This window comes from Halogeometricum sp. S3BR5-2, assembly GCF_031624635.1.
In the GTDB taxonomy this organism is placed as follows: Archaea; Halobacteriota; Halobacteria; order Halobacteriales; family Haloferacaceae; genus Halogeometricum; species Halogeometricum luteum.
Genome location: NZ_JAMQOQ010000002.1, coordinates 55,812 through 74,460, shown reverse-complemented (window position 1 = coordinate 74,460; position 18,649 = coordinate 55,812). Strand labels below are relative to the sequence as shown.

Sequence of the window (18,649 nt, the reverse complement as noted above, 5' to 3'; positions counted from 1 at the left end):
GCGCGGAAGCGGCGGGGGAACTGAGATGGCGGCCACGTCGCAGAGCGGATTACGGGACACCGTGAGCGGCTTCTTCCAGGAGTACGGCCTCGCGTTCGTCATGGTTGCGAGCTACTTCGGGTCCGGGTCCGTCTTCATCGCCTCCTCGGCCGGCGTTCGGTACGGCTACACCCTCGCGTGGGCCGTCGTCGGGGCGGCGCTGCTGGGCTTCATGGGACAGGACATGAGCGCTCGACTCGGCATCTTCGGCGAGTCGCTGATGTCGTTCATCCGGTCGAAACTCGGGCAGACCGGCGCGCTCGCCGTCGCGGTGCTGCTCTCCGTCGGCTGCGTGGCGTGGGCGCTCGAACTCACCGCCGCCGTCGGGAAGGGAATCTCCATCCTCATGGGCGGCGCCGTCGGCTGGATGCCGCTGGCCGTCCTCACCGGTCTGGCGGCCATCGTCACGGGCGTCCTCAACTACGAGGGCATCGAGCGCGTCATGACGGCGATGATGCTCGGCCTCCTCGTCATCTACCTCGTCGTCGCCGGCGCGAGCGGACCCGACGTCGGCGCACTGGCGTCCGGGTTCGTCCCCGCACTCGGGTCGTTCGGGGAGGCGGCCGTGCTCACGTCCGCCGCCGGCATCGTCGGTACGACGGCGCTGTGGCCGAACTTCTTCCTCGAATCCAACCTCGTCTCCGAGAAGGGCTGGACGGAGAAGGCCGACGTCTCGACGATGCGGCGCGACCTCGGCATCGGCTACACCGTCGGCGGCGTCACGACAATCGCCATCCTCATCGCCGCCGCGGCGGTGCTCCGGCCGGCCGGCTACACGTCCCTGGAGACGTTCATCACCCCCGGCCGCGCGCTCGCCGACGTGCTCGGACAGTGGGCGATGACGCTGTTCCTGCTCGGCGCCGTCGCGGCCGCGTTCAACAGCATCATCCCCATCATGTGGGCGCCCGCGTACATGATCCAGAACGCCCGCGGGAAGGACGTCGACAGCGGGAGCCGCGACTTCAAGATCATCTACGCCATCGGGACGGGAATCGGCTGCCTGTCGCCGCTCGTCACGATACTCTTCGGGCTGAGCGTCGTCGACATGATTCTGCTGTTCCCGGCGTACAACGGCATCGTCGGGCTCCCGGTGACGGTGCTGTTCCTCTTCTGGGCGCTCAACGACTCCGAGACGATGGGCGAGGAGACGAACAGCCTCGCGCTGACGGCCGCGAACCTGGTGCTCGTGGTGTTGGCGCTCTTCCTCTCGGCCACCTCGGCCCCCGGATTCTTCGAGACGCTCACCACCGGCGGGTTCTGACCCGCCGGCGGGAGGCGAGACCGTCGCGTCTCGCCGCGTTCCGTCGCGGTCCGAGACGGCGACGAACGCCCGCAGACCGCCCGTTCGAGTGAGGTCAATCAAAATTCCCTTAACCCATGACTCCGTAGCCGCCGACATGGTCGAAATCAGTCTCTTGGGGTTGGGTCTCGGCGTGACCCTGACGCTCCTCGCCGTCTCCCTGCACTTCTCGCGCGGGACGGCGTGGACGCCGACGGCGGACATCTCACAGGACGTCCTCGAACGCCGGGCGAGCACCGTCCCCGAGACGGACTTCCCCGAACCGATGAACCGCTCTATCGGCGGCGGCGGCGTCGCCGCGGGCGCCGTCGGCGAAGGCGAAGAGGGCGGGGAACTCGAAGGCGAGGCCGAAGAGGAGTCGACGAGTCCCGCCGACATCCCCGAGGACGAAGTCGAGTACTTCGAGGTGGAGTACGCGAAGCAGGGCAGCACCATCGAAGTCGCCAACAACCAGACGCTCTTGGAAGCCGGCGAGGACGAGGGCTGGGACCTCCCGTACGCCTGCCGGCAGGGTCAGTGCGTCTCCTGCGCCGGGCAGGTCACCTCCGGCGGCAACTCCGAGGACTACGTCGTCCACGACAACCAACAGATGCTCGACGACGCCGAGATGGACGAAGGGTACACGCTCACCTGCGTCGCCTACCCCAAGGCCGACCTCACGCTCGAAACCGGCGAAGCGCCCTGAGAATCGGCCTCCCGAATTCGCTCGTTCTCGCGGTGCGAGGCCTTCTCGAAGAGCGCTTCGAGATTCGGGCCGTTCTCCGTCGATTTCGACTCTAGTGACCTCCGAGCTGATCCGACCGAGCGACGACGTGTCTGAAACTGAATTTCTCCTAGAGATTTAAGTACACAGAATACATTCAGACTGTCGAGAATATGAGTTCGGGTCGCCTCGACGACGACGTCTACGAGTTCATCGAAGCGCGCAACCGTCCCGCGGAGACGTTCGCGGACACCGTCGCCCGACTCGCCGACGGGGTGTCGGAGGCGGAACTGGACGAACTGCTCCACGCGGGGGACGTCGAGGCGATTCGCGAGGCCGTCGACGGCGCGACGGGCGCCGACGAGACGCATCCGCTCTGACACCGAAAGTTTAGTTCCGAACGGGTCGTTTCCGACTGACCGCCCGCCTCGACGCGGCGCGGTCGACGCGCGAGGATACCGTTTCGATTCGAAATATCCGGCCGTCTGTTCCCGTTTCGACGGCTTAACAAGAAGTTACGTCCTGCTACACGTTCAGTGCCTCCAACATCGCCCGACGGTGCGTCGCTCACCGAGGGCGACCTGAAACGACCGATGTTCGCGCTCGCGTGGCCCATCATCGTCACCGAGTTGCTCCAGGTCGCCTACAACCTGGCCGACACCGTCTGGCTCGGCCGCCTCTCGACGGACGCCGTCGCCGCCATCAGCCTCGCGTTTCCCCTGATATTCCTTCTCATCTCGGTCGGCGGCGGGTTCACCGTCGCGGGGACCATCCTCGTCGCGCAGTACACGGGCGCGAAGCGGGAGGGTTCGGCCGGCGTCGTCGCCGGGCAGACGTTCACGTTCATCACCGCCATCGCCGTCGCCGTCGGCCTCCTCGGCTTCTTCGCGACGGACCTGATGCTCGGCGTCCTGCCGAGTTCGGCCGCGACGGCCGGACAGGTCATCCCGCTGGCCGGCGACTACATGCGGGTGTTCTTCCTCGGCCTCCCCTTCCTGTTCGGCTTCTTCGTGTTCTCCTCGCTCATGCGCGGGTACGGCAACACGCGCGCGCCGATGGTCGTGATGTTCATCAGCGTCGCCATCAACGTCGTCGTCGACCCCATCTTCATCTTCGGCTTTCAGAACAACCCCCTGTTCGGGATGCTCGGCGTCCCCGGCCTCGAAGCCTCGCTGTTCGGCCTCACCGGCTTCGCGGGCTACGGGGTCACGGGCGCCGCCGTGGCGACGGTGCTGTCGCGCCTGGTGGCGACGGTCGTCGGTCTCTACGTCATCTTCTGGACCGACGCCGGCCCCGACGTCTCGCTGGGCGATTTCGTCCCCCGGCGCGAGTACATCGAGAAAATCGTCCGCCTCGGCGTTCCCAGCGCCCTCGAACAGTCCGCGAGCGCCCTCGGCTTCATCACCCTGACCGCCATGGTCGTCACGTTCACGCCCGAAGTCGTCGCCGCCTACGGCCTCGGCAACCGACTCACCTCGCTAGTCTTCCTCCCGGCGCTCGGACTGGGTCGGGCGACCGACACCATCGTCGGGCAGAACCTCGGCGCGCAGAAACCGGACCGAGCCGAGCGGGCGGTGTGGCTAGCCGCGAAGGTGGGCGCCGCGGTGATGCTCCTCATCGGCGTCGTCGCCTACGTCTTCGCCGAACCCATCGTCGGCGTCTTCATCGGCACCGGCACCGACTCGGCCGCGCGGACCATCGAACTCGGCGCCGAGTACGTCCGCGTCCGCGCCTTCGAGTTCGGCTTCATCGGCGTCCTCCAGACCGTCCTCGGGGCCTACCGCGGCGCGGGCAACACGAAGACCGCGCTGGCGTTCTCGCTGTTCGCTCTCTGGGTCGGTCGCGTCCCCATCGTCTACTACCTCTCGTTCGTCCTGGACTTCGGGGAGTCGGGCATCTGGATCGGGATGGCCGTCGGGCAGATTCTCGGCGCCGTCGCGGCCGCCGCGTGGTTCACCCGCGGGACGTGGAAGCAGTCCGTCATCGACCGCGCGGACGCCGCCCCGAAGTGACGAGCGAGCGTGAGGTTCGGTCGAGGTCGGACGTTCACGGACGCCGGTACGTGACGATCAGTTTCGGCGGCGTCGACCCCTCCGAGGAGTAGAAGTCCCAGCCGTTGCTGCCCGAGGGGACGAGCACCCACCCGAGATTCGCCGCTCCGGCGGCCCACGCGGCGACGCTCTTGGTCACGTCGACGGTGGTCGCGCCGGCGGTCGTCGTCCCCGTCTTCGCGTCGGCGGTCGAGGCGGCCTCCACGTCGTTGGTCTGCACGCCGCTTCCGAGCGACGACCACGTGTCCGACTCGGTCCACTTCGTCCGCATGCGGTGGAGCGACGCCCCGTTACCCGGGTCGACGGTCTGGAACGACAGCTTCGCGGAGGTGACCGTCGACCCGACCGGAATCTGTCCGGACCCGGTGCCGACGATGCTGTCGAATCGGAGCAGCCCCTGCGTCCGTCTCCCCGACTTCGACGGTTCGTCCGTGTCGACGGTGAGCGTCGTCGCGGAGCCGTACCCGGTGGTCGGGGAGGCCTCCCGGAGGTAGGTGTCCTGGGTCCCCGCGTAGCCGCCGGACCCCTGCTGGAACGTCGCGGTGCCGGTGGTCCCGCCCGAGGACCCCGAGTCCGACCCGGAGGAGGGCTGGCCGAACCGGCTGGCGAAGTCGAAATCGAAGGAGAACTGGCTGCGGCCGTCGGTCTTGTACTGCTTCCGACTCGGCGAGTACGTTCGCACCGAGACGCGGTCCAGCGACCCCGACCCGCCGTCCGGGACGAACTTGATCAGTCGCATCCAGCCGTCGCCGCCGTTGGCGTAGTGCTGGTAGTCGGCGAGCATCTCGTACACCGCCGTCCCCGCGGCGTTCGTCGAGGTCTGCTTCCACTGCCCGTCGGTGTAGTGGAAGTGCCCGCCGAGCACCATGAACACCTGCGGGTGCCGCCGGACGAGGTTCCGGTAGATGTCCAGTCCGGAGTTGGCTCCGCTCCGCTGTCCGCCGTGCCCCTCGGCGCCCGATTTGTCCCAGAGATACGAGTGCGTGGTGACGATAGTCGGCGTGTTCGCGTACCTCGCGAGCAGGTCGTCGGCCCACCCCATCAGCGTCCCCGAGTCCGAGACGGTGCCGGGGACGCCCCACTCCAAGTTCACGTGGAGGAAGGTGTATCCGCCCGCGGAGAACCGCTGGTAGTGCGCTCGGTCGCCCGGCCCTGCTCCGAGATACCAACTCTTGCCGGAGTAGCGCGCCTTCCCGAAGTACTTGCTGTAGTTCGCGAGGCTCGACGAGCGGTTACTGGTGGTCGCGTAGTCGTGGTTCCCGATGGTCGTCCCGTACGGCACCACCCCGTCGAGTTTGTCCATCACGGCGTCCATCCGCTGCCACTCGGTGGTGCTGCTGCCGTGTTCGACCAGGTCGCCCTCGTGGCTGACGAAGGCGATGTTCTCGGCGCTTCTGTTGGCTCGAATCCAGTCGGTCTGGGCGTGCGCCCGGGAGATGAGCGACGAACTCTCCGCGTACTTCTGCGTGTCCGGAATGGCGACAACCGTCCACGGACTCGCCGCGGCCGCCTCGGCGCTACCGGCGCGGACGCCGAGTCCCGCGACGCCGGCGGCGCCGACCGCCCGGAGGTAGTTCCGTCTGGAGACCGAGTGCGAACCGCCCCCGTGATGCTGTTGTCGCATATACGTACTCTCTCCAGAAGACTCCTCTCTGGGAAAGTTCTTTTTCAGGGGTGCTGTACGGTCGTCCGTGCGTGAGATTCTCAATCGTTATATGCGCGCACGGAGTTCACTATCGAGATGAGCGGAGACCCACGCGGACGAGTCGAACGCCAGTCGAGTCGGTCGGAACGTCCGAGCGACGCCCCGAAGACGAGACGGGAGTCACGGTGGACCTCGTAGACCTCGGAACGCTGGAGGGCGGAGAGATCAGCGACGCGGCCGACCTGAACGAACGCGGAACCGTCGTCGGGTCGAGCGAGGGTCGGGTCGAGGGGGCGGTCTTCACGCGGGCGGTCCGCTGGGCGGCCGAAGCGGACCGGGACCCGGACGAGACGCCCGTACCCACGCCCTTGCCGGCGCTCCGTTCCGACGGGCGGGGCAACAGCGAGGCGACCGCCGTCGACGCCCGCGGCACCGCCGTCGGGAGCGCGCAGGACGACGACTGGGAGTGGCGGGCGGTACGCTGGGTCGACGACGAAACGGTCGAACCTCTCGGGTCCCTCGGGGACGGACCGACGAGCAGCCGCGCGCACGGAGTCGACAACCGCGGGACCGTCGTGGGACACGCCGCCGCCGACGGCGACGTCGTCCGTGCGTTCCGCTGGACGGAGACCGAGGGAATGCACGGACTCGGGACGCTCCGCTCGGACGGCGAGGGTCGGAGCGCCGCCACGGCGGCGGTCGACGACGGGAGCGTCGTCGGGTACAGCGAGACGGACGACGGCCCCGTCCACGCCTTCCGGTGGACCGAGCGGGGAGGGATGACCGACCTCGGAGCACTCGACGGCGACGACGCGAGCGCAGCGTTCGGCGCCACCCCGACGACGGTCGTAGGGCGGAGTCTGCGGTCGGCGGAGTTCGCCTCGCGGACGGCGACGATGTGGACCGACGGCGAACGCGTCGAACTCGGGACGTTCCGCGCCGACAACTCGGGCTACAGCGACGCGTACGACGTCGCCTGCGACGTGGTCGTCGGCGAGAGCCAGGTCGACGCGGGCGTCGGGCACGCGTGCTACTGGGCCGACGGCCGACTGAGCGACCTCGGGACGCTCCGGGCGGACGGAATCGGTCGGAGTCGGGCCTCGGCCGTAAACGCCAGCGGCGTCGTCGTCGGACAGAGCGGCACCGACGACCAGGAACAGCACGCCGTGCAGTGGACCCCCTGAACGGAGACCGCTCGGCGGCGCGTCGAGTGGGTCCGAACGGTTCACAATCGTTATACGCCGGCGGCCGGTAACTCACTCCGAGGGCCCGTAGCTCAGTGGACAGAGTGCTTGGTTCCGGACCAAGATGTCGCGGGTTCAAATCCCGTCGGGTCCGCTACGATTCTGTTCGGAACGAAGTGGAGAACGAATCAGCGACAGCCGCGGGATTTGAATCGGGGAGCGAGCGAAGCGAGCGACCGTGGTTCAATCCCGTCGGGTCCGTTCCGCTTCTAATCGACAGACTACGGCGACTCGAGATGAACGCGTGACGAACTCGTGGGGATTTCGTTCGCTTCACTCTCCACCGATTCCATCGTGAGTTCCGGGGGACGCAACTGTGTGTCTGGATTATTCACCCACCTTCCATTCACAGACCTGGTTCGTACGTTCGGTCACAGGCCATTTCACTCGACAGGCGATCTCGCCAACACTCGTGTTCTTCGGAACGTCGAAGTAGAGGACACCATTCGTCGTTTCTCCGGGGGTGAGCTCACGTGAACCACGGAAGTATGGCATCTCGATTGGTTCGCGCAGTCCACGTGCAAATCCACGATTCGAATTCGAATCGACAAACCCGTTCCCTTCGACCTCGAACCAGTCCTCGTCAGGCTCCGAGATAGTCGACTCCGTCGGGTTCCACGCGGTTATCTCGAAGACAGCGAACGAGCGCCTGTCGATCGAGTAGATCTCAGATCCACCTCCGTTTTGGTCGACCCAAACCGTATCACTGACGGTCGGTTTGCTTACCCGAAGTTGGACACCATTCGGTAGCTCGTGAGAGCTTCCAAACTGTGCCTTCGTGGGAACGACGTGAGTCGTTTTCTCGAACGCGGGAGGTACTGCGACCGTCACGTCTTGAACCCCTTGTGCCGGAAGCGTCTTTTCGATTGTTACTGTTTCGCCAGGCTCAACTGTCGCATCAAGTGTGCCGCCCGGTGTATTCGGTTCGTTGCTTCGTACGATAGAGAACCGCTGGTTGAACAATCCAGCACTCCCGCCGGTGTTCGTCACGGACACCGAGAGCTGTATTGGATCACCGTTGATCTGTTCTTCCGGAACGTCGAGAGACGTGAGTTCCACGTCTGGAAGCGAACTCGGGTCGACCGTTCCATCCCAATACGCTTCCAAGGTCGACGACTGTGAATCGGAGAGCGAAATACGGAACTCCGTCGAGTCAGCCGGGGCCTCGAAGAAAACCCAGCCCCGCGCGGTGACGTTAGGATGGGCGTCTTCGACTGTCTCGTAAAGCGCTCCACCGAGCGGGAACGACAGCGTCGGTTCCCCACCCGGTTTCCCCTTCGGTCTGAGAGGCCGGTACTGGCTCCCACCGGTGATAAGTGCCAGAGAGTCACGAGAAGGGAGGTCGACGACCGATTCATCCGTATTCGCTGCCCGGACGTCAGCTAAGATCAAAGCGTTACCCTGCTCTGGAGTAATTGTGGTTCCATCGTCCAGCCGCGCTGCGCCGGTGAACCGAGCGGATGCAACCGCAATGGTAGCACCGTCGGGCCGTGAGTACGACTCTCCGACCGAGCGTTGTACTGGTCCACTCGTCGCAGTCGTCGTCTCGGAGGGACGAGACGTGTCCTCCCCAGACGATGCAACGGCCGAGTCAGACTTCGTCGTCGTACAACCAGCAGTCGATGCGAGTGCGAGCGAGGTGAGGAACGTTCGACGGTGCATAAACCGGGATGGTCCCGGTTTATGACTTAAACCTTCGCGCCGAATCGGTCTACTCGAACACGTCGAACACTTCCACTGCCTTGTACTCTTGGCCCCACTCCGCCCCGGTGACTCCCTCGATGAGGCCAGCATCTTCGAGGTTCTCGATGGCGTTGTACGCCGTCCCGCGTGATACGTCGAGTTCTCGCACGATGTCGTTCGCTGTGAAGTACGGAACTTCGAGTAATTTGCGGGCAAACCTGTCCGTCGCTGACGCTCGCGTGACTCCCATCGGGTCCGTTTTGTGGGATGTACGTGCGAGCGAAATCCGTCTCGGCGGTACCGAATCCCCGTCGAGTGAGTGTCCCCGTTCGACCCACGAGAGCGGAGACGCCACCCGACGAGGCCCAAACGCACTTCCTCGGGCGAGCACAACGGGGAATGTCATGAGTCTGAAAGCGCTCTTCCGCGGCGAGGAAACCGGAGCGGGAACCGACGAACAGTCGGCCCCGGCGACGAACGCGCAGTCCGTCGAGTCGGACGAGTCGTCCAAGTGCGGCCTCGCGCGCACGGCCCTCCTCGTCGGAGGGGGCGCCGCGCTGGCGTACTTCGCCACTCGCTCCGCGGGGTCCGGAGCGTCGGTTCCGGCCGTCGACGGGGCGGACGGCCGAGAAGAGGAGACGGAGGTCGAAACCGAGGTAGAAATCGAGACGGGCGAAGGCGTAGAAGTGGAGGTCGAAGCGGAGACGGAACTGGAGCGGACCGGAGAGAACGAACTCGAGGTCGAATCCGAGGTCGAAGTGGAGGCCAGACGAACGGACGAGGACGACGAGGAAGACGAGAACGAGAATGGGGACGGAGAGGCGACCGGCGAGGGGGAAGACCGGTTCGCCGAGTCGTCGGAGGCGGACGAGCGAAGCGACGGCGACGACGACGAAGACGAAGAGGACGAGGACGAGGACGAGGAATAGCCGGCGGACCCTCGCGTCTCCGAGCGGGCGTCGCTCGTGGGGGCGGCGAATATTCGGCCCCGCGTCCGCGGTCGGGTCCCTCCGTTCGAGCGGGGGAGACCCAGAGACCGGCCCGTTCGTCGCCGGTCGCCGCGGTCACGCCTTCGAGGAACGGCGGACGAACGTGACACGATGTCGCTTCATCGACTCGTTCGCGGTCGACGGACGAACGCCGCTATCGCATGGGTAGCAACGGGAGTCGTCGCGTCGGGCGGCGTCGAGAACCTCGTCGCCGGCGCGGCACTCTGGGGCGTCTTCTCGCTGGTCATCGCGGCCGTCCTCGCCGTTCCTGCGCTCGCGACCCGCGAGTGGACGGCGATGGTCTCGTGGCCGCTCCCGGTGGTCGCCGCCGTCGCAGTGGTCGCCAGAGAGACGGGGTTCCAGAGCGAAATCGCGGGCCACCTCGCCCTCGCAACGCTCGCGCTCGCCCTCGTCGTCGAACTCGACGTGTTCACCGCGGTCGAACTGAGTCGCCGGTTCGCCGTCGTCTTCGGCGTCCTGACCACGATGGCGCTGCAAGCGGTGTGGGTCGTCGCCCAGTTCTACTCCGACCGGTGGCTCGGGAGCGCGTTCCTGAGCACGCAGACCGAGCTCCAGCGAGATATCGTCGCCGTCACCGTCGTCGGGGCCGTTCTGGGCGCCCTCTGCGAGTTGTACTTCGCGCGGTACGAACCGGTCGGCGCCGTCGGCGAGTCGGCGGACCAGGGGGAGACGTCGTGACTCTCGGCGGCGCGCTGGGACTGTCCGAATCCCACGAGCGAGCCCTCGTGCGGGTTCTGCAGGCCGTCCTCGCGGGACTGTTCGGTTACGGTCTCGCGACCCTGCGAGCGCCGCTCGTCGCGTCGGGGGCCGTCGGACTCGGGGTGACGTTCCTGCCGGCGCTGCTCCGCCGCGAGTACGGCTACCGGATGGACGCCGGCCTCGTCGTCTGGGTCACGCTCTCGATGCTCCTCCACGTCGTCGGCTTCCTCGGGTTCTACGACAGGTACCAGTGGTACGACGAGATAACGCACACGCTCTCGGCGACGGTCGTCGCCGGACTCGGCTACGCGGCGTTCCGGGCGTTGGAACTCCACTCGGCCGACATCGAGGTCCCCTCCGAGTTCAGAACGGTGTTCATCGTCGTGTTCGTCCTCGCGGCGGGGGTCTTCTGGGAAGTGCTGGAGTTCGCCCTCGGCGGTCTCGTCACCGTCTACGGCATCGACGACATCGTCACCGACTTGATGTTCAACGGCGTCGGCGCGATACTCGTCGCGCTCTACGGAACCGGCCGCGTCGACGGACTGGTCGGCTTCTTCGGCAACCGCCTCCGGGACGGCGACGACGGGTGAGACGACGCGAACTGGGGGTCACCGGCGAGCGAACGAGGAGAGGCGTCGAACCGCGGAGGAAACGGCTCCGGCGAGTCTCGGCCGCTCACTCCTCGCTTTCGTAGTGTTCGCCGACGGACGACGGCATTCGCGTCGACCCCCAGACGGTGAGGACGACGATGACGGCCACGTACGGGAACAGGTTGACGAGTCGGTTCGGGAGTTCGATGCCCGCCGTCTGGAACTGAATCTGGAGCATGTCGAGACCGCCGAACAGGAGCGCCGCGAGCGCCGCGCCGATAGGGTTGTAGTTCCCGAACAGGTAGGCCACGATGGCGATCCACCCGCGGCCGTTGACCATCGTGTCGCCGGTTCCGGTGAACGACCCGGCGTGCGCCATCAGCACGGCTCCGCCGAGTCCGGCCATCACGCCGGAGAAGATGACGGCCGCGTAGCGGATGCGGGTGACGTCGATGCCGGCCGTGTCGAGCGCCTCCGGGTTCTCGCCCGCGGCCTGTACCCAGTACCCGTACTTCGTGCGGAAGAGGACGACCCACGCGGCGACGGCGAGGGCGCCGGCCAGCCACACCAGCGGCGACGTGTCGAACAGGACGCGGCCGAGAATCGGGATTTCGGACAGTCCCGGGACGGTCACGCTGCTCATGCTCGTCAACCCGGGACTGTTCCGGTTGCCCCACAGCAGGACGGCGGTGAACGGGCCGAACCCGAGACCGATGAACCAGACGGCGAGCCCCGCGACGATCTGATTGGCCTGATATCGAACGAGCAACACGGCGAACGCGACCGAAAGCAGGCCACAGACGAACGTCGCTCCGAGGATGCCGAGCCAGAGGGTGGTCTGGCTCGGTGCGTCCCCGCCGAAGAGGTAAGTGAACGTCGCGGCGGCGACCGCGCCGAATATCATGAACCCTTCCAGTCCGATGTTGAACACGCCGCTCTTCTCGGCGTAGAGTCCGCCGACGGCCGCGAGAGCGATCGGTGAGGCCGCTTGCAGCGCTCTCTCGACGAATCCGACCGTGAGGATAGCCCCGACGGGCAGGTCGAATACCGTCGTGGAGACGACCGCCAGCGCGGCGACGACGAGGACAGTCCCGACGAGGAGCCGCGACCGTTCGTCGGTACGGAGCGTCGCACCGCTCATCGGTCCGCACCTCCGAGACCGATTCGTTCGGCGGCCATCCGGAACAGTTCCGGCGCGGCGACGAACAGCACGACGAGTCCGACGATACCGTCGATCAACTGGACGGGGACGTCGCTGTTGATGCTGATGTAGGACGCCGCGGAGTCGAGACCGCCGAACAGCAGACTCGCGGGGACGACCCCCAGCGGGTTGTTCGCGGCGAGCAGACTCACCGCGATGGCGTCGAAGCCGTACGTCCCGACGCCGGCGGGGTCGCTGTAGTAGCCCTGAATCATGATGGCGAACACCGCGCCCGCGACGCCCGCGACCATCCCCGAGAGCGTCATCGTCGTGACGATGGTTCGCTCGGCGTCGACCCCGGAGAACGTCGCGGCGGCCTGCTGGAAGCCGCTCGTCACCATGTCGTAGCCGACGGTGGTTCGGGCCATGACGACGGCGACGAGGGCGACGACGAGAAGCGCCGCCGCGAACCCGAGAATCGAGAAGTCGGGGTTGTCGTAGACGATTCGCGGGAGCGAGACGTACTCGGGCAGTCGTTCGGTGTTGGGGGCTCGGTTGCCCTCGCCGCGAAAGGCCCCCTCGACGAGGTAGCCGACGACGCCGACGGCGACGAAGTTCAGCATGATGGTCGTGATGATCTCGTTGGCGTCGGCGTACGCCTTCAGTATCCCCGGAAGCGCGCCGTAGGCACCGGCCGCGACGACGGCCGCGAGCGTCCCGAAGACCATCAGGAGAACGCCGCCGACCGTCCCCGCGGGGAACATCGGTGCGAGCCACAGAATGGTGACGACGGTGGTGAATCCGCCGACGACGAACTGACCCTGCACCCCGATGTTGAACACGCCGGCGCGGAAGGCGATGGCGACGGCGACCCCCGTCAGCGTGAGAATCGTCGTGAACTTGAGCGTCCGCGCCGTCGCGCTGGCGTCGCCGAACGACCCCACGAACACGAATCGGAGGAACTGCACCGGGTCGTAGCCCGCCGCCGCGACGACGACGAGACCGATGAGGAGCGCCAGCGCCGTCGACGCCGCGGCGAGCGCGAGTCGTTCGAGGACCGTCAGGTCGAACACGCGGTCGGCCGCCCGGTCGAGCAGGGCGCGCGCGCGGCTCGAATCGGCGTCGCTCACGACGCGACGCCCCCGCTCTCGACCGCGTCGTCCGACCCCTCCGAGCGCTCGGAGTCGGGGGCGTCCCCCTCGGCGGCGCGTTCGCCGTCGAGGCGACGACCCGCCATCAGCAAGCCGAGGTCCTCGTCGGTCACGTCGTCGGGGTCGACCACGTCGATGAACTCGCCCTCGTACATGACGGCGATTCGGTCCGACAGCGCCCGAATCTCCTCGAGTTTCGAGGAGACGAGCAGGACGGCCAAGCCCGTCTCGCGGAGGGCGACCAGTCGGTCGTGGATGAACTCGATGGAGCCGATGTCGACCCCGCGAGTCGGGTGGGCGGCCACCATGACGGCCGGGTCGTGTTCGATTTCGCGACCGACGATGAACTTCTGCTGGTTGCCCCCCGAGAGCGACCGCGCACGCGCCTCCGGGTTCTGCGGTTGAACGTCGTACTCGGAGACGATGTCCGCGGCGTGGTCGCGGACCGCCGCCCAGTCGATGAACCGCCGGGAGACGAACCGACCGACGGTCTGGTTCCCCAGCAACGCGTTTCGGACGAGGTCGTACGATTGGACCAGCCCCTCCGTCTGACGGTCTTCGGGGACGTAGGCGATACCGGCTCGGATGCGCTGGCGACGGCTCGCGTCGGTGACGTCGTCGCCGTCGAACGTGATACGTCCCGACGACGCCGACCGCAGACCGGTGACGGCCTCGACGAGTTCGGTCTGGCCGTTGCCCTGGACGCCGGCGACGCCGAGGATTTCGCCCTCGTGGACCGTGAGGTCGACGTCGGACACCCGCTCTCGGCCGCGGTCGCCGTCCACGGACAGTCCCTCGACCCCGAGTTTCGGCGGGCCGGTCTCGCGTTCGCGGGGGCGCCTCTCGGTGAGGACGTCGCGGCCGACCATCATCCGCGCGAGTTCCTGCTCGGTCGTGTCGGCGGCGGCGACGGTGCCGACCGCCTCGCCGTCTCGGAGCACGGTCACCTCGTCGGCGACCGTCAACGCCTCGTCGAGTTTGTGCGTGATGAAGACGAGCGACCGACCCGAGTCCGTGAGTTCGGCCATCACGTCCGCGAGGCGGTCGACCTCTTGGGGCGTGAGGACGGCCGTCGGCTCGTCGAACACGAGGATGTCGGCACCTCGATAGAGGCTCTTGACGATTTCGACGCGCTGGCGGGAACCGAGGTCGAAGTCTCGGACCGGCGTGTCGAGGTGCCGGTCGACGTCGAACTCGTAGCGGCGGCAGATGTCAGTCACTCGCTCGCGGGCGACAGACTCGTCTACGAGGCCGTTCTCGGTCGGCTCGTGGCCCAAGATGATGTTCTGGAGGACGGTCATCGGTTCGACGAGTTGGAAGTGCTGGTGAATCATCCCGACGCCGGCGTCCATCGCGTCCCGCGGCGAGTCGAACTCGCGTCGCTCGCCGTCGACGACGATGTCGCCCGCGTCCTTCTCGTAGAGGCCGTAGAGGATGCTCATCAGCGTCGTCTTACCCGAGCCGTTCTCGCCGAGCAGAGCGTGAACCGTCCCGCGTTCCAGCGCGAAGTCGACGCCGTCGTTGGCGACCACGTCGCCGAAGCGTTTGGTGATACCCTCGAGTCGGACGGCCGGATGCTGTGCGTTATCTGGCATGGGAAGTGAGACGGGTATCCATCGAAGAGGGACGATGGACGGTCAGTTACACCCGGCGGCGGTACAGGGGACGGTGATATCGCCGTTCATGATCGCCTGCTTCGCCTCGTCGAGGTTCTGCTGGACGGCGTCGGGAAGTTGGCCCTCGTAGGCCTGCCCGATGACGCAGTCGACCGCCTCGTCCTCCAGTCCGAGCGTGTTCGCCCCGGCGACGCTCTGGAAGTCGTCCTCCGCGACGGCGACGGCGACTTCGCGGGTTCCCTCGTTGATGTACTTCACCGCCGAGCCGATGATGACGTCCTGGAAGTCGGGGAGCGTCGTCGACTGGTCGGCGTCGACGCCGATGGCGAGGCGCTCGTTCTCCTGTGCGGCCTCGAAGACGCCGCGACCCGCGGCGGCGGCGGCGTGGTAGACGATGTCCGCACCGTCGTCGTACTGCGAACTCGCGATGTCAGCGGCCGTGCTCGTGTCGGTGTAGTTGCCGATGTAGCCGACGTTGACCTGCACGTCCGAGTTGACCCACTCCGCTCCGGCCACGTACGAGCGCTCGAACGCGTTGATGAGCGAGCCGTCTACGCCTCCGACGAACCCGATCTGAGCGTTGTCGGGATTCGTGGAACCGCCGCCGCCGGTCAGTTCTTCGGTCGTCATCGTCCCGCCGAGGACGCCCGCGAGGTACGACATCTGATGGTTCGCCCACGTGTAGCCGGCGACGTTCGGCTGGTCGACGTGGTCGTTGATGAGCATCCAGTTCTGGTCGGGGTAGTCGGCCGCGTTCTGCGTCAACGCCTCGGTGTGGTTGTACGAGACCAGCACGATGAGGCCGTAGTCGCCGCTTTGAGCGAGGTTGGCCTGCGTCGATTGGTACTGCGCCTGCTCGGTCTCTTCGACCTGATTGATCTCGATATCGTACTCCTCGCTCGCGGTCTGCAAGCCTTCCAACGCGAGGTCGTTGAACGCGTTGTCGTCGAAACCGGCGGGGCTGGAGACGATGGCGATGTTCGTCGTCTCGGTGCCGCCGCCATTCCCGCCACCGCCGTCCGTCTCACCGGTGCCGCCACCACCGCCGTCGTCTCCGCCGCCGAGACACCCGGCGAGCGCTGCCGCGCCGGCGAGCGCCGTACCGGACGCGAGGAACCCGCGTCGGCAGATCGTCCGCTCGGTAGCGCCGTCCTGTGATTCGTCGAACATGTCCGAGGGTATTGACAGCACCCTGTCTTATGTTGGCGCGTGCCCAGGAAAATTATTCCGTTTGAGTTACATTTATTTCTCTCGGTAGCGTAGTTCGCTGGGACAATCGGGTAACTGGCCGGAAACGCCGCGGCCGATGGGGCCGAAACGGACGGGCGAGTTGTTCGTCGGGCGAAGCACCCCCGACGACACGCGGATACGGCTACGAGCGGACGCCGTTCGTCCGCGTTCGGTACCCGCTAAGGAGGGGGAGGAGAGCGGAATCCGCGCCCGAAAACCCCGGTGGAGCCGTCGCGTCGTTCCGCCGATGCCGATGGGTCACGCGGTGCGCGCCTCCCCGGTAGAAACAGTCGCCGCAAAACCCGACCGACGGCGATAGACGCGACGTCGGGGCGCGCGGCCGGGTCGGAATCCGGGCGTTCGTCTCGAGTGGCGCCGATTGGACGCTTACTCGAGGTCGAAGCGGTCGTGGGTCATGACCTTGTGCCACGCGTCCGCGAAGTCGTCCACGAACCGCTCCTCGCCGCCGTCGGCGCCGTACACCTCGGCGATGGCGCGGAGCCGGGAGTTCGACCCGAACACGAGGTCCGCGCGCGTGCCCTTCCGGACGAGTTCGCCCGTGTCGCGGTCGTACGCCTCGAAGAGCTGGTCGTCCTCGGAGACGGACTCCCACTCGGTCTCCATACCGAGCAGGTTCGCGAAGAAGTCGTTGGTCAGCGTCCCCGGGCTGTCGGTGAAGACGCCGAAGTCGGAGCCGTCGTAGTTCGCGTCCAGCACGCGCATGCCGCCGACGAGCGCCGTCATCTCGGGCGCCGTCAGGTTGAGCAGGTCCGCCTTGTCGACCAGCAGTTCCTCCGCGGGCTGGTCGGCCTCCTCCGAGCGGTAGTTGCGGAAGCCGTCGGCCATCGGTTCGAGGGCCTCGAAGGATTCGACGTCGGTCTGCTCCTGCGAGGCGTCGGTTCGGCCCGGCTCGAAGGGGATGTCGACGTCGTGGCCGGCGTCCGCCGCCGCCTCTTCGACGGCGGCGTTACCGCCCAGCACGATGAGGTCGGCGAGCGACACCTGCGTCCCGTCGGACCGCGAGTCGTTGAACTCCGAACGGATCTCTTCGAGCGTGTCGAGCACCGTCGAGAGTTCCTCGGGGTTATTGACCTCCCAGTCTCGCTGCGGGCGGAGTCGGATGCGGGCGCCGTTGGCGCCGCCGCGCTTGTCGCTGTCGCGGTACGTCGACGCGGACGCCCACGCGGTCCGGACGAGTTGGGGGACGGTCAGGTCGGAGTCGAGAATCTCGGATTTGAGCTCCTCGGCGTCCTCCTCGTCGATGAGGTCGTAGTCGGCGTCCGGGATGGGGTCCTGCCACAGCATCTCCTCGTCGGGCACCTCGGGACCGAGGAGCCGCGACGGCGGGCCCATGTCGCGGTGGATGAGCTTGTACCACGCCTTCGCGAACGACTCCTGGAACTTCTCGGGGTTCTCTTGGAAGTCCTCGAGGACCTCGCGGTAGTCCTCGTCGTGCTTCAGGGCCACGTCGGTGGTCAGCATCATCGGGTCGACCTTCTTCGAGTCGTCGTGGGCGTCCGGCACGGACTCCTCGAGTTCGTCGCCGACGGGCCGCCACTGCCACGCGCCGCCGGGACCCTTGTGCGGTTCCCACTCGTGGTCGAGCAGATTGTCGATGTAGCCCATGTCCCACATGGTGGGTGCGCTGTTCCACGGACCCTCGATGCCGCCGGTGATGGTGTCCTGTCCGCGGCCGGACTCGTGGTCGCTCTTCCAGCCGAGACCCTGCTCTTCCATCGGTGCGGCCTCGGGTTCGGGGCCGAGATGTTCGGGGTCGTCGGCGCCGTGGACCTTCCCGAACGTGTGCCCGCCGGCGATGAGCGCGACGGTCTCCTCGTCGTTCATCGCCATGTGGCTGAACGTCTCGCGGATGTTGTGCGCCGAGCCCTCCAGGTCGGGTTCGCCGTACGGACCCTCGGGGTTCACGTAGATGAGGCCCATGACGGAGTTACCGAGCGGGTTCTTCAGGCTGCCCTCCTCGTCGAAGCGCTCGGGGGAAGTCTTCTCCATCTCGTCCTCGGGGCCCCAGTCGACGGCCTCGTCGGGTTGGTACGCGTCCACGCGCCCGCCGCCGAAGCCGAACGTCTCGAACCCCATCGATTCGAGGGCGACGTTCCCGGTCAGGACGATCATGTCGGCCCACGAGAGGCTGTCGCCGTACTTCTGCTTGACCGGCCAGAGCAGGCGTCGCGCCTTGTCGAGGTTCGCGTTGTCGGGCCAACTGTTGAGGGGCGCCATCCGCTGCCCGGCGCGGTTCGCGCCGCCGCGGCCGTCGGCGACCCGGTACGTCCCGGCGCTGTGCCAGGCCATCCGGATCATCAGCGGGCCGTAGTGGCCGTAGTCGGCCGGCCACCAGTCCTGAGACGTGGTCAGCACGTCCTCGATGTCCGATTTCACCTCGTCGAGGTCGAGTTCCTCGAACGCCTCGGCGTAGTCGAAGTCCTCGTCCATCGGATTCCCGGGGTCCGCGTTGTTGTCCAGGATCTCCAACTTCAACTGTTCGGGCCACCACTCTCGGTTGGATTTCGGCATTACGAGCTGCTTGGT

General features: G+C 66.8%; 16 protein-coding genes and 1 tRNA gene. 9 read left to right on the top strand and 8 right to left on the bottom strand.

The annotated features are described in order from the left end of the window. Nucleotides 1-25: 25 nt before the first annotated feature. The 4 genes from NDI79_RS06730 (at nucleotide 26) to NDI79_RS06715 (ending at nucleotide 4,054) form a co-directional block, all read left to right on the top strand. Nucleotides 26-1,300, top strand: a complete 1,275-nt coding sequence (locus tag NDI79_RS06730; protein ID WP_310927713.1) for an Nramp family divalent metal transporter — start codon at nucleotides 26-28, stop codon at nucleotides 1,298-1,300. Nucleotides 1,301-1,436: 136 nt separating this feature from the next. Further along, nucleotides 1,437-2,024, top strand: coding sequence for a 2Fe-2S iron-sulfur cluster-binding protein (locus NDI79_RS06725; protein ID WP_310927712.1), 588 nt, complete (start codon nucleotides 1,437-1,439; stop codon nucleotides 2,022-2,024). Nucleotides 2,025-2,215: 191 nt separating this feature from the next. Continuing rightward, on the top strand, nucleotides 2,216-2,422 hold the full coding sequence (locus NDI79_RS06720) for a hypothetical protein (RefSeq protein ID WP_310927711.1): 207 nt from the start codon (nucleotides 2,216-2,218) through the stop codon (nucleotides 2,420-2,422). A 213-nt stretch (nucleotides 2,423-2,635) separates the two neighbouring features. Next, nucleotides 2,636-4,054, top strand: a complete 1,419-nt coding sequence (locus NDI79_RS06715; RefSeq protein ID WP_310928696.1) for an MATE family efflux transporter — start codon at nucleotides 2,636-2,638, stop codon at nucleotides 4,052-4,054. A gap of 34 nt (nucleotides 4,055-4,088) precedes the next feature. Here the strand turns inward: NDI79_RS06715 and NDI79_RS06710 are convergent, their stop codons facing one another. Then, the gene (locus NDI79_RS06710) at nucleotides 4,089-5,717 is read right to left on the bottom strand and encodes a DNRLRE domain-containing protein (RefSeq protein WP_310927710.1); all 1,629 of its coding nucleotides are present in this window, start codon (nucleotides 5,715-5,717) and stop codon (nucleotides 4,089-4,091) included. A 206-nt stretch (nucleotides 5,718-5,923) separates the two neighbouring features. On the opposite strand from NDI79_RS06710, the gene NDI79_RS06705 reads away from it, so the two are divergent. Together NDI79_RS06705 and NDI79_RS06700 are read left to right on the top strand one after the other, a co-directional pair. Continuing rightward, nucleotides 5,924-6,922 carry a hypothetical protein gene (locus NDI79_RS06705; protein WP_310927709.1) on the top strand — a complete coding sequence of 333 codons (999 nt, stop codon included), beginning with the start codon at nucleotides 5,924-5,926 and terminating at the stop codon, nucleotides 6,920-6,922. Between the two features lie 81 nt (nucleotides 6,923-7,003). Beyond that, a tRNA-Arg gene (locus NDI79_RS06700) sits at nucleotides 7,004-7,076 on the top strand. 233 nt (nucleotides 7,077-7,309) lie between these two features. On the opposite strand, the gene NDI79_RS06695 is transcribed toward NDI79_RS06700, so the two are convergent. Together NDI79_RS06695 and NDI79_RS06690 are read right to left on the bottom strand one after the other, a co-directional pair. Then, nucleotides 7,310-8,644, bottom strand: coding sequence for a hypothetical protein (locus NDI79_RS06695; protein ID WP_310927708.1), 1,335 nt, complete (start codon nucleotides 8,642-8,644; stop codon nucleotides 7,310-7,312). 49 nt (nucleotides 8,645-8,693) lie between these two features. After that, the gene (locus NDI79_RS06690; RefSeq protein WP_310927707.1) at nucleotides 8,694-8,915 is read right to left on the bottom strand and encodes a helix-turn-helix domain-containing protein; all 222 of its coding nucleotides are present in this window, start codon (nucleotides 8,913-8,915) and stop codon (nucleotides 8,694-8,696) included. A gap of 154 nt (nucleotides 8,916-9,069) precedes the next feature. Here NDI79_RS06690 and NDI79_RS06685 point away from each other — a divergent pair, with 154 nt between their 5' ends. The 3 genes from NDI79_RS06685 (at nucleotide 9,070) to NDI79_RS06675 (ending at nucleotide 10,964) form a co-directional block, all read left to right on the top strand. Continuing rightward, the gene (locus tag NDI79_RS06685; protein ID WP_310927706.1) at nucleotides 9,070-9,594 is read left to right on the top strand and encodes a hypothetical protein; all 525 of its coding nucleotides are present in this window, start codon (nucleotides 9,070-9,072) and stop codon (nucleotides 9,592-9,594) included. Nucleotides 9,595-9,765: 171 nt separating this feature from the next. Next, nucleotides 9,766-10,353, top strand: a complete 588-nt coding sequence (locus tag NDI79_RS06680; protein ID WP_310927705.1) for a hypothetical protein — start codon at nucleotides 9,766-9,768, stop codon at nucleotides 10,351-10,353. After that, nucleotides 10,350-10,964 (top strand): DUF2238 domain-containing protein, encoded by a 615-nt coding sequence (locus NDI79_RS06675; RefSeq protein WP_310927704.1) that lies wholly within the window; start codon nucleotides 10,350-10,352, stop codon nucleotides 10,962-10,964. Before NDI79_RS06680 ends, NDI79_RS06675 begins: the two co-directional genes overlap by 4 nt. A gap of 85 nt (nucleotides 10,965-11,049) precedes the next feature. Here the strand turns inward: NDI79_RS06675 and NDI79_RS06670 are convergent, their stop codons facing one another. From NDI79_RS06670 to katG, 5 genes are all read right to left on the bottom strand, one after another. Continuing rightward, nucleotides 11,050-12,105: an ABC transporter permease gene (locus NDI79_RS06670; protein ID WP_310927703.1), complete on the bottom strand. Its 1,056-nt coding sequence runs from the start codon at nucleotides 12,103-12,105 to the stop codon at nucleotides 11,050-11,052. Continuing rightward, nucleotides 12,102-13,235 carry an ABC transporter permease gene (locus NDI79_RS06665; protein WP_310927702.1) on the bottom strand — a complete coding sequence of 378 codons (1,134 nt, stop codon included), beginning with the start codon at nucleotides 13,233-13,235 and terminating at the stop codon, nucleotides 12,102-12,104. The genes NDI79_RS06670 and NDI79_RS06665 overlap by 4 nt, the downstream gene beginning before the upstream one ends. Next, on the bottom strand, nucleotides 13,232-14,851 hold the full coding sequence (locus tag NDI79_RS06660; RefSeq protein ID WP_310927701.1) for an ABC transporter ATP-binding protein: 1,620 nt from the start codon (nucleotides 14,849-14,851) through the stop codon (nucleotides 13,232-13,234). The genes NDI79_RS06665 and NDI79_RS06660 overlap by 4 nt, the downstream gene beginning before the upstream one ends. A 42-nt stretch (nucleotides 14,852-14,893) precedes the next feature. Next, the gene (locus NDI79_RS06655) at nucleotides 14,894-16,042 is read right to left on the bottom strand and encodes a BMP family lipoprotein (protein WP_310927700.1); all 1,149 of its coding nucleotides are present in this window, start codon (nucleotides 16,040-16,042) and stop codon (nucleotides 14,894-14,896) included. A gap of 447 nt (nucleotides 16,043-16,489) precedes the next feature. Then, the gene (gene katG, locus NDI79_RS06650; protein ID WP_310927699.1) at nucleotides 16,490-18,634 is read right to left on the bottom strand and encodes a catalase/peroxidase HPI; all 2,145 of its coding nucleotides are present in this window, start codon (nucleotides 18,632-18,634) and stop codon (nucleotides 16,490-16,492) included. Nucleotides 18,635-18,649: the final 15 nt, after the last annotated feature.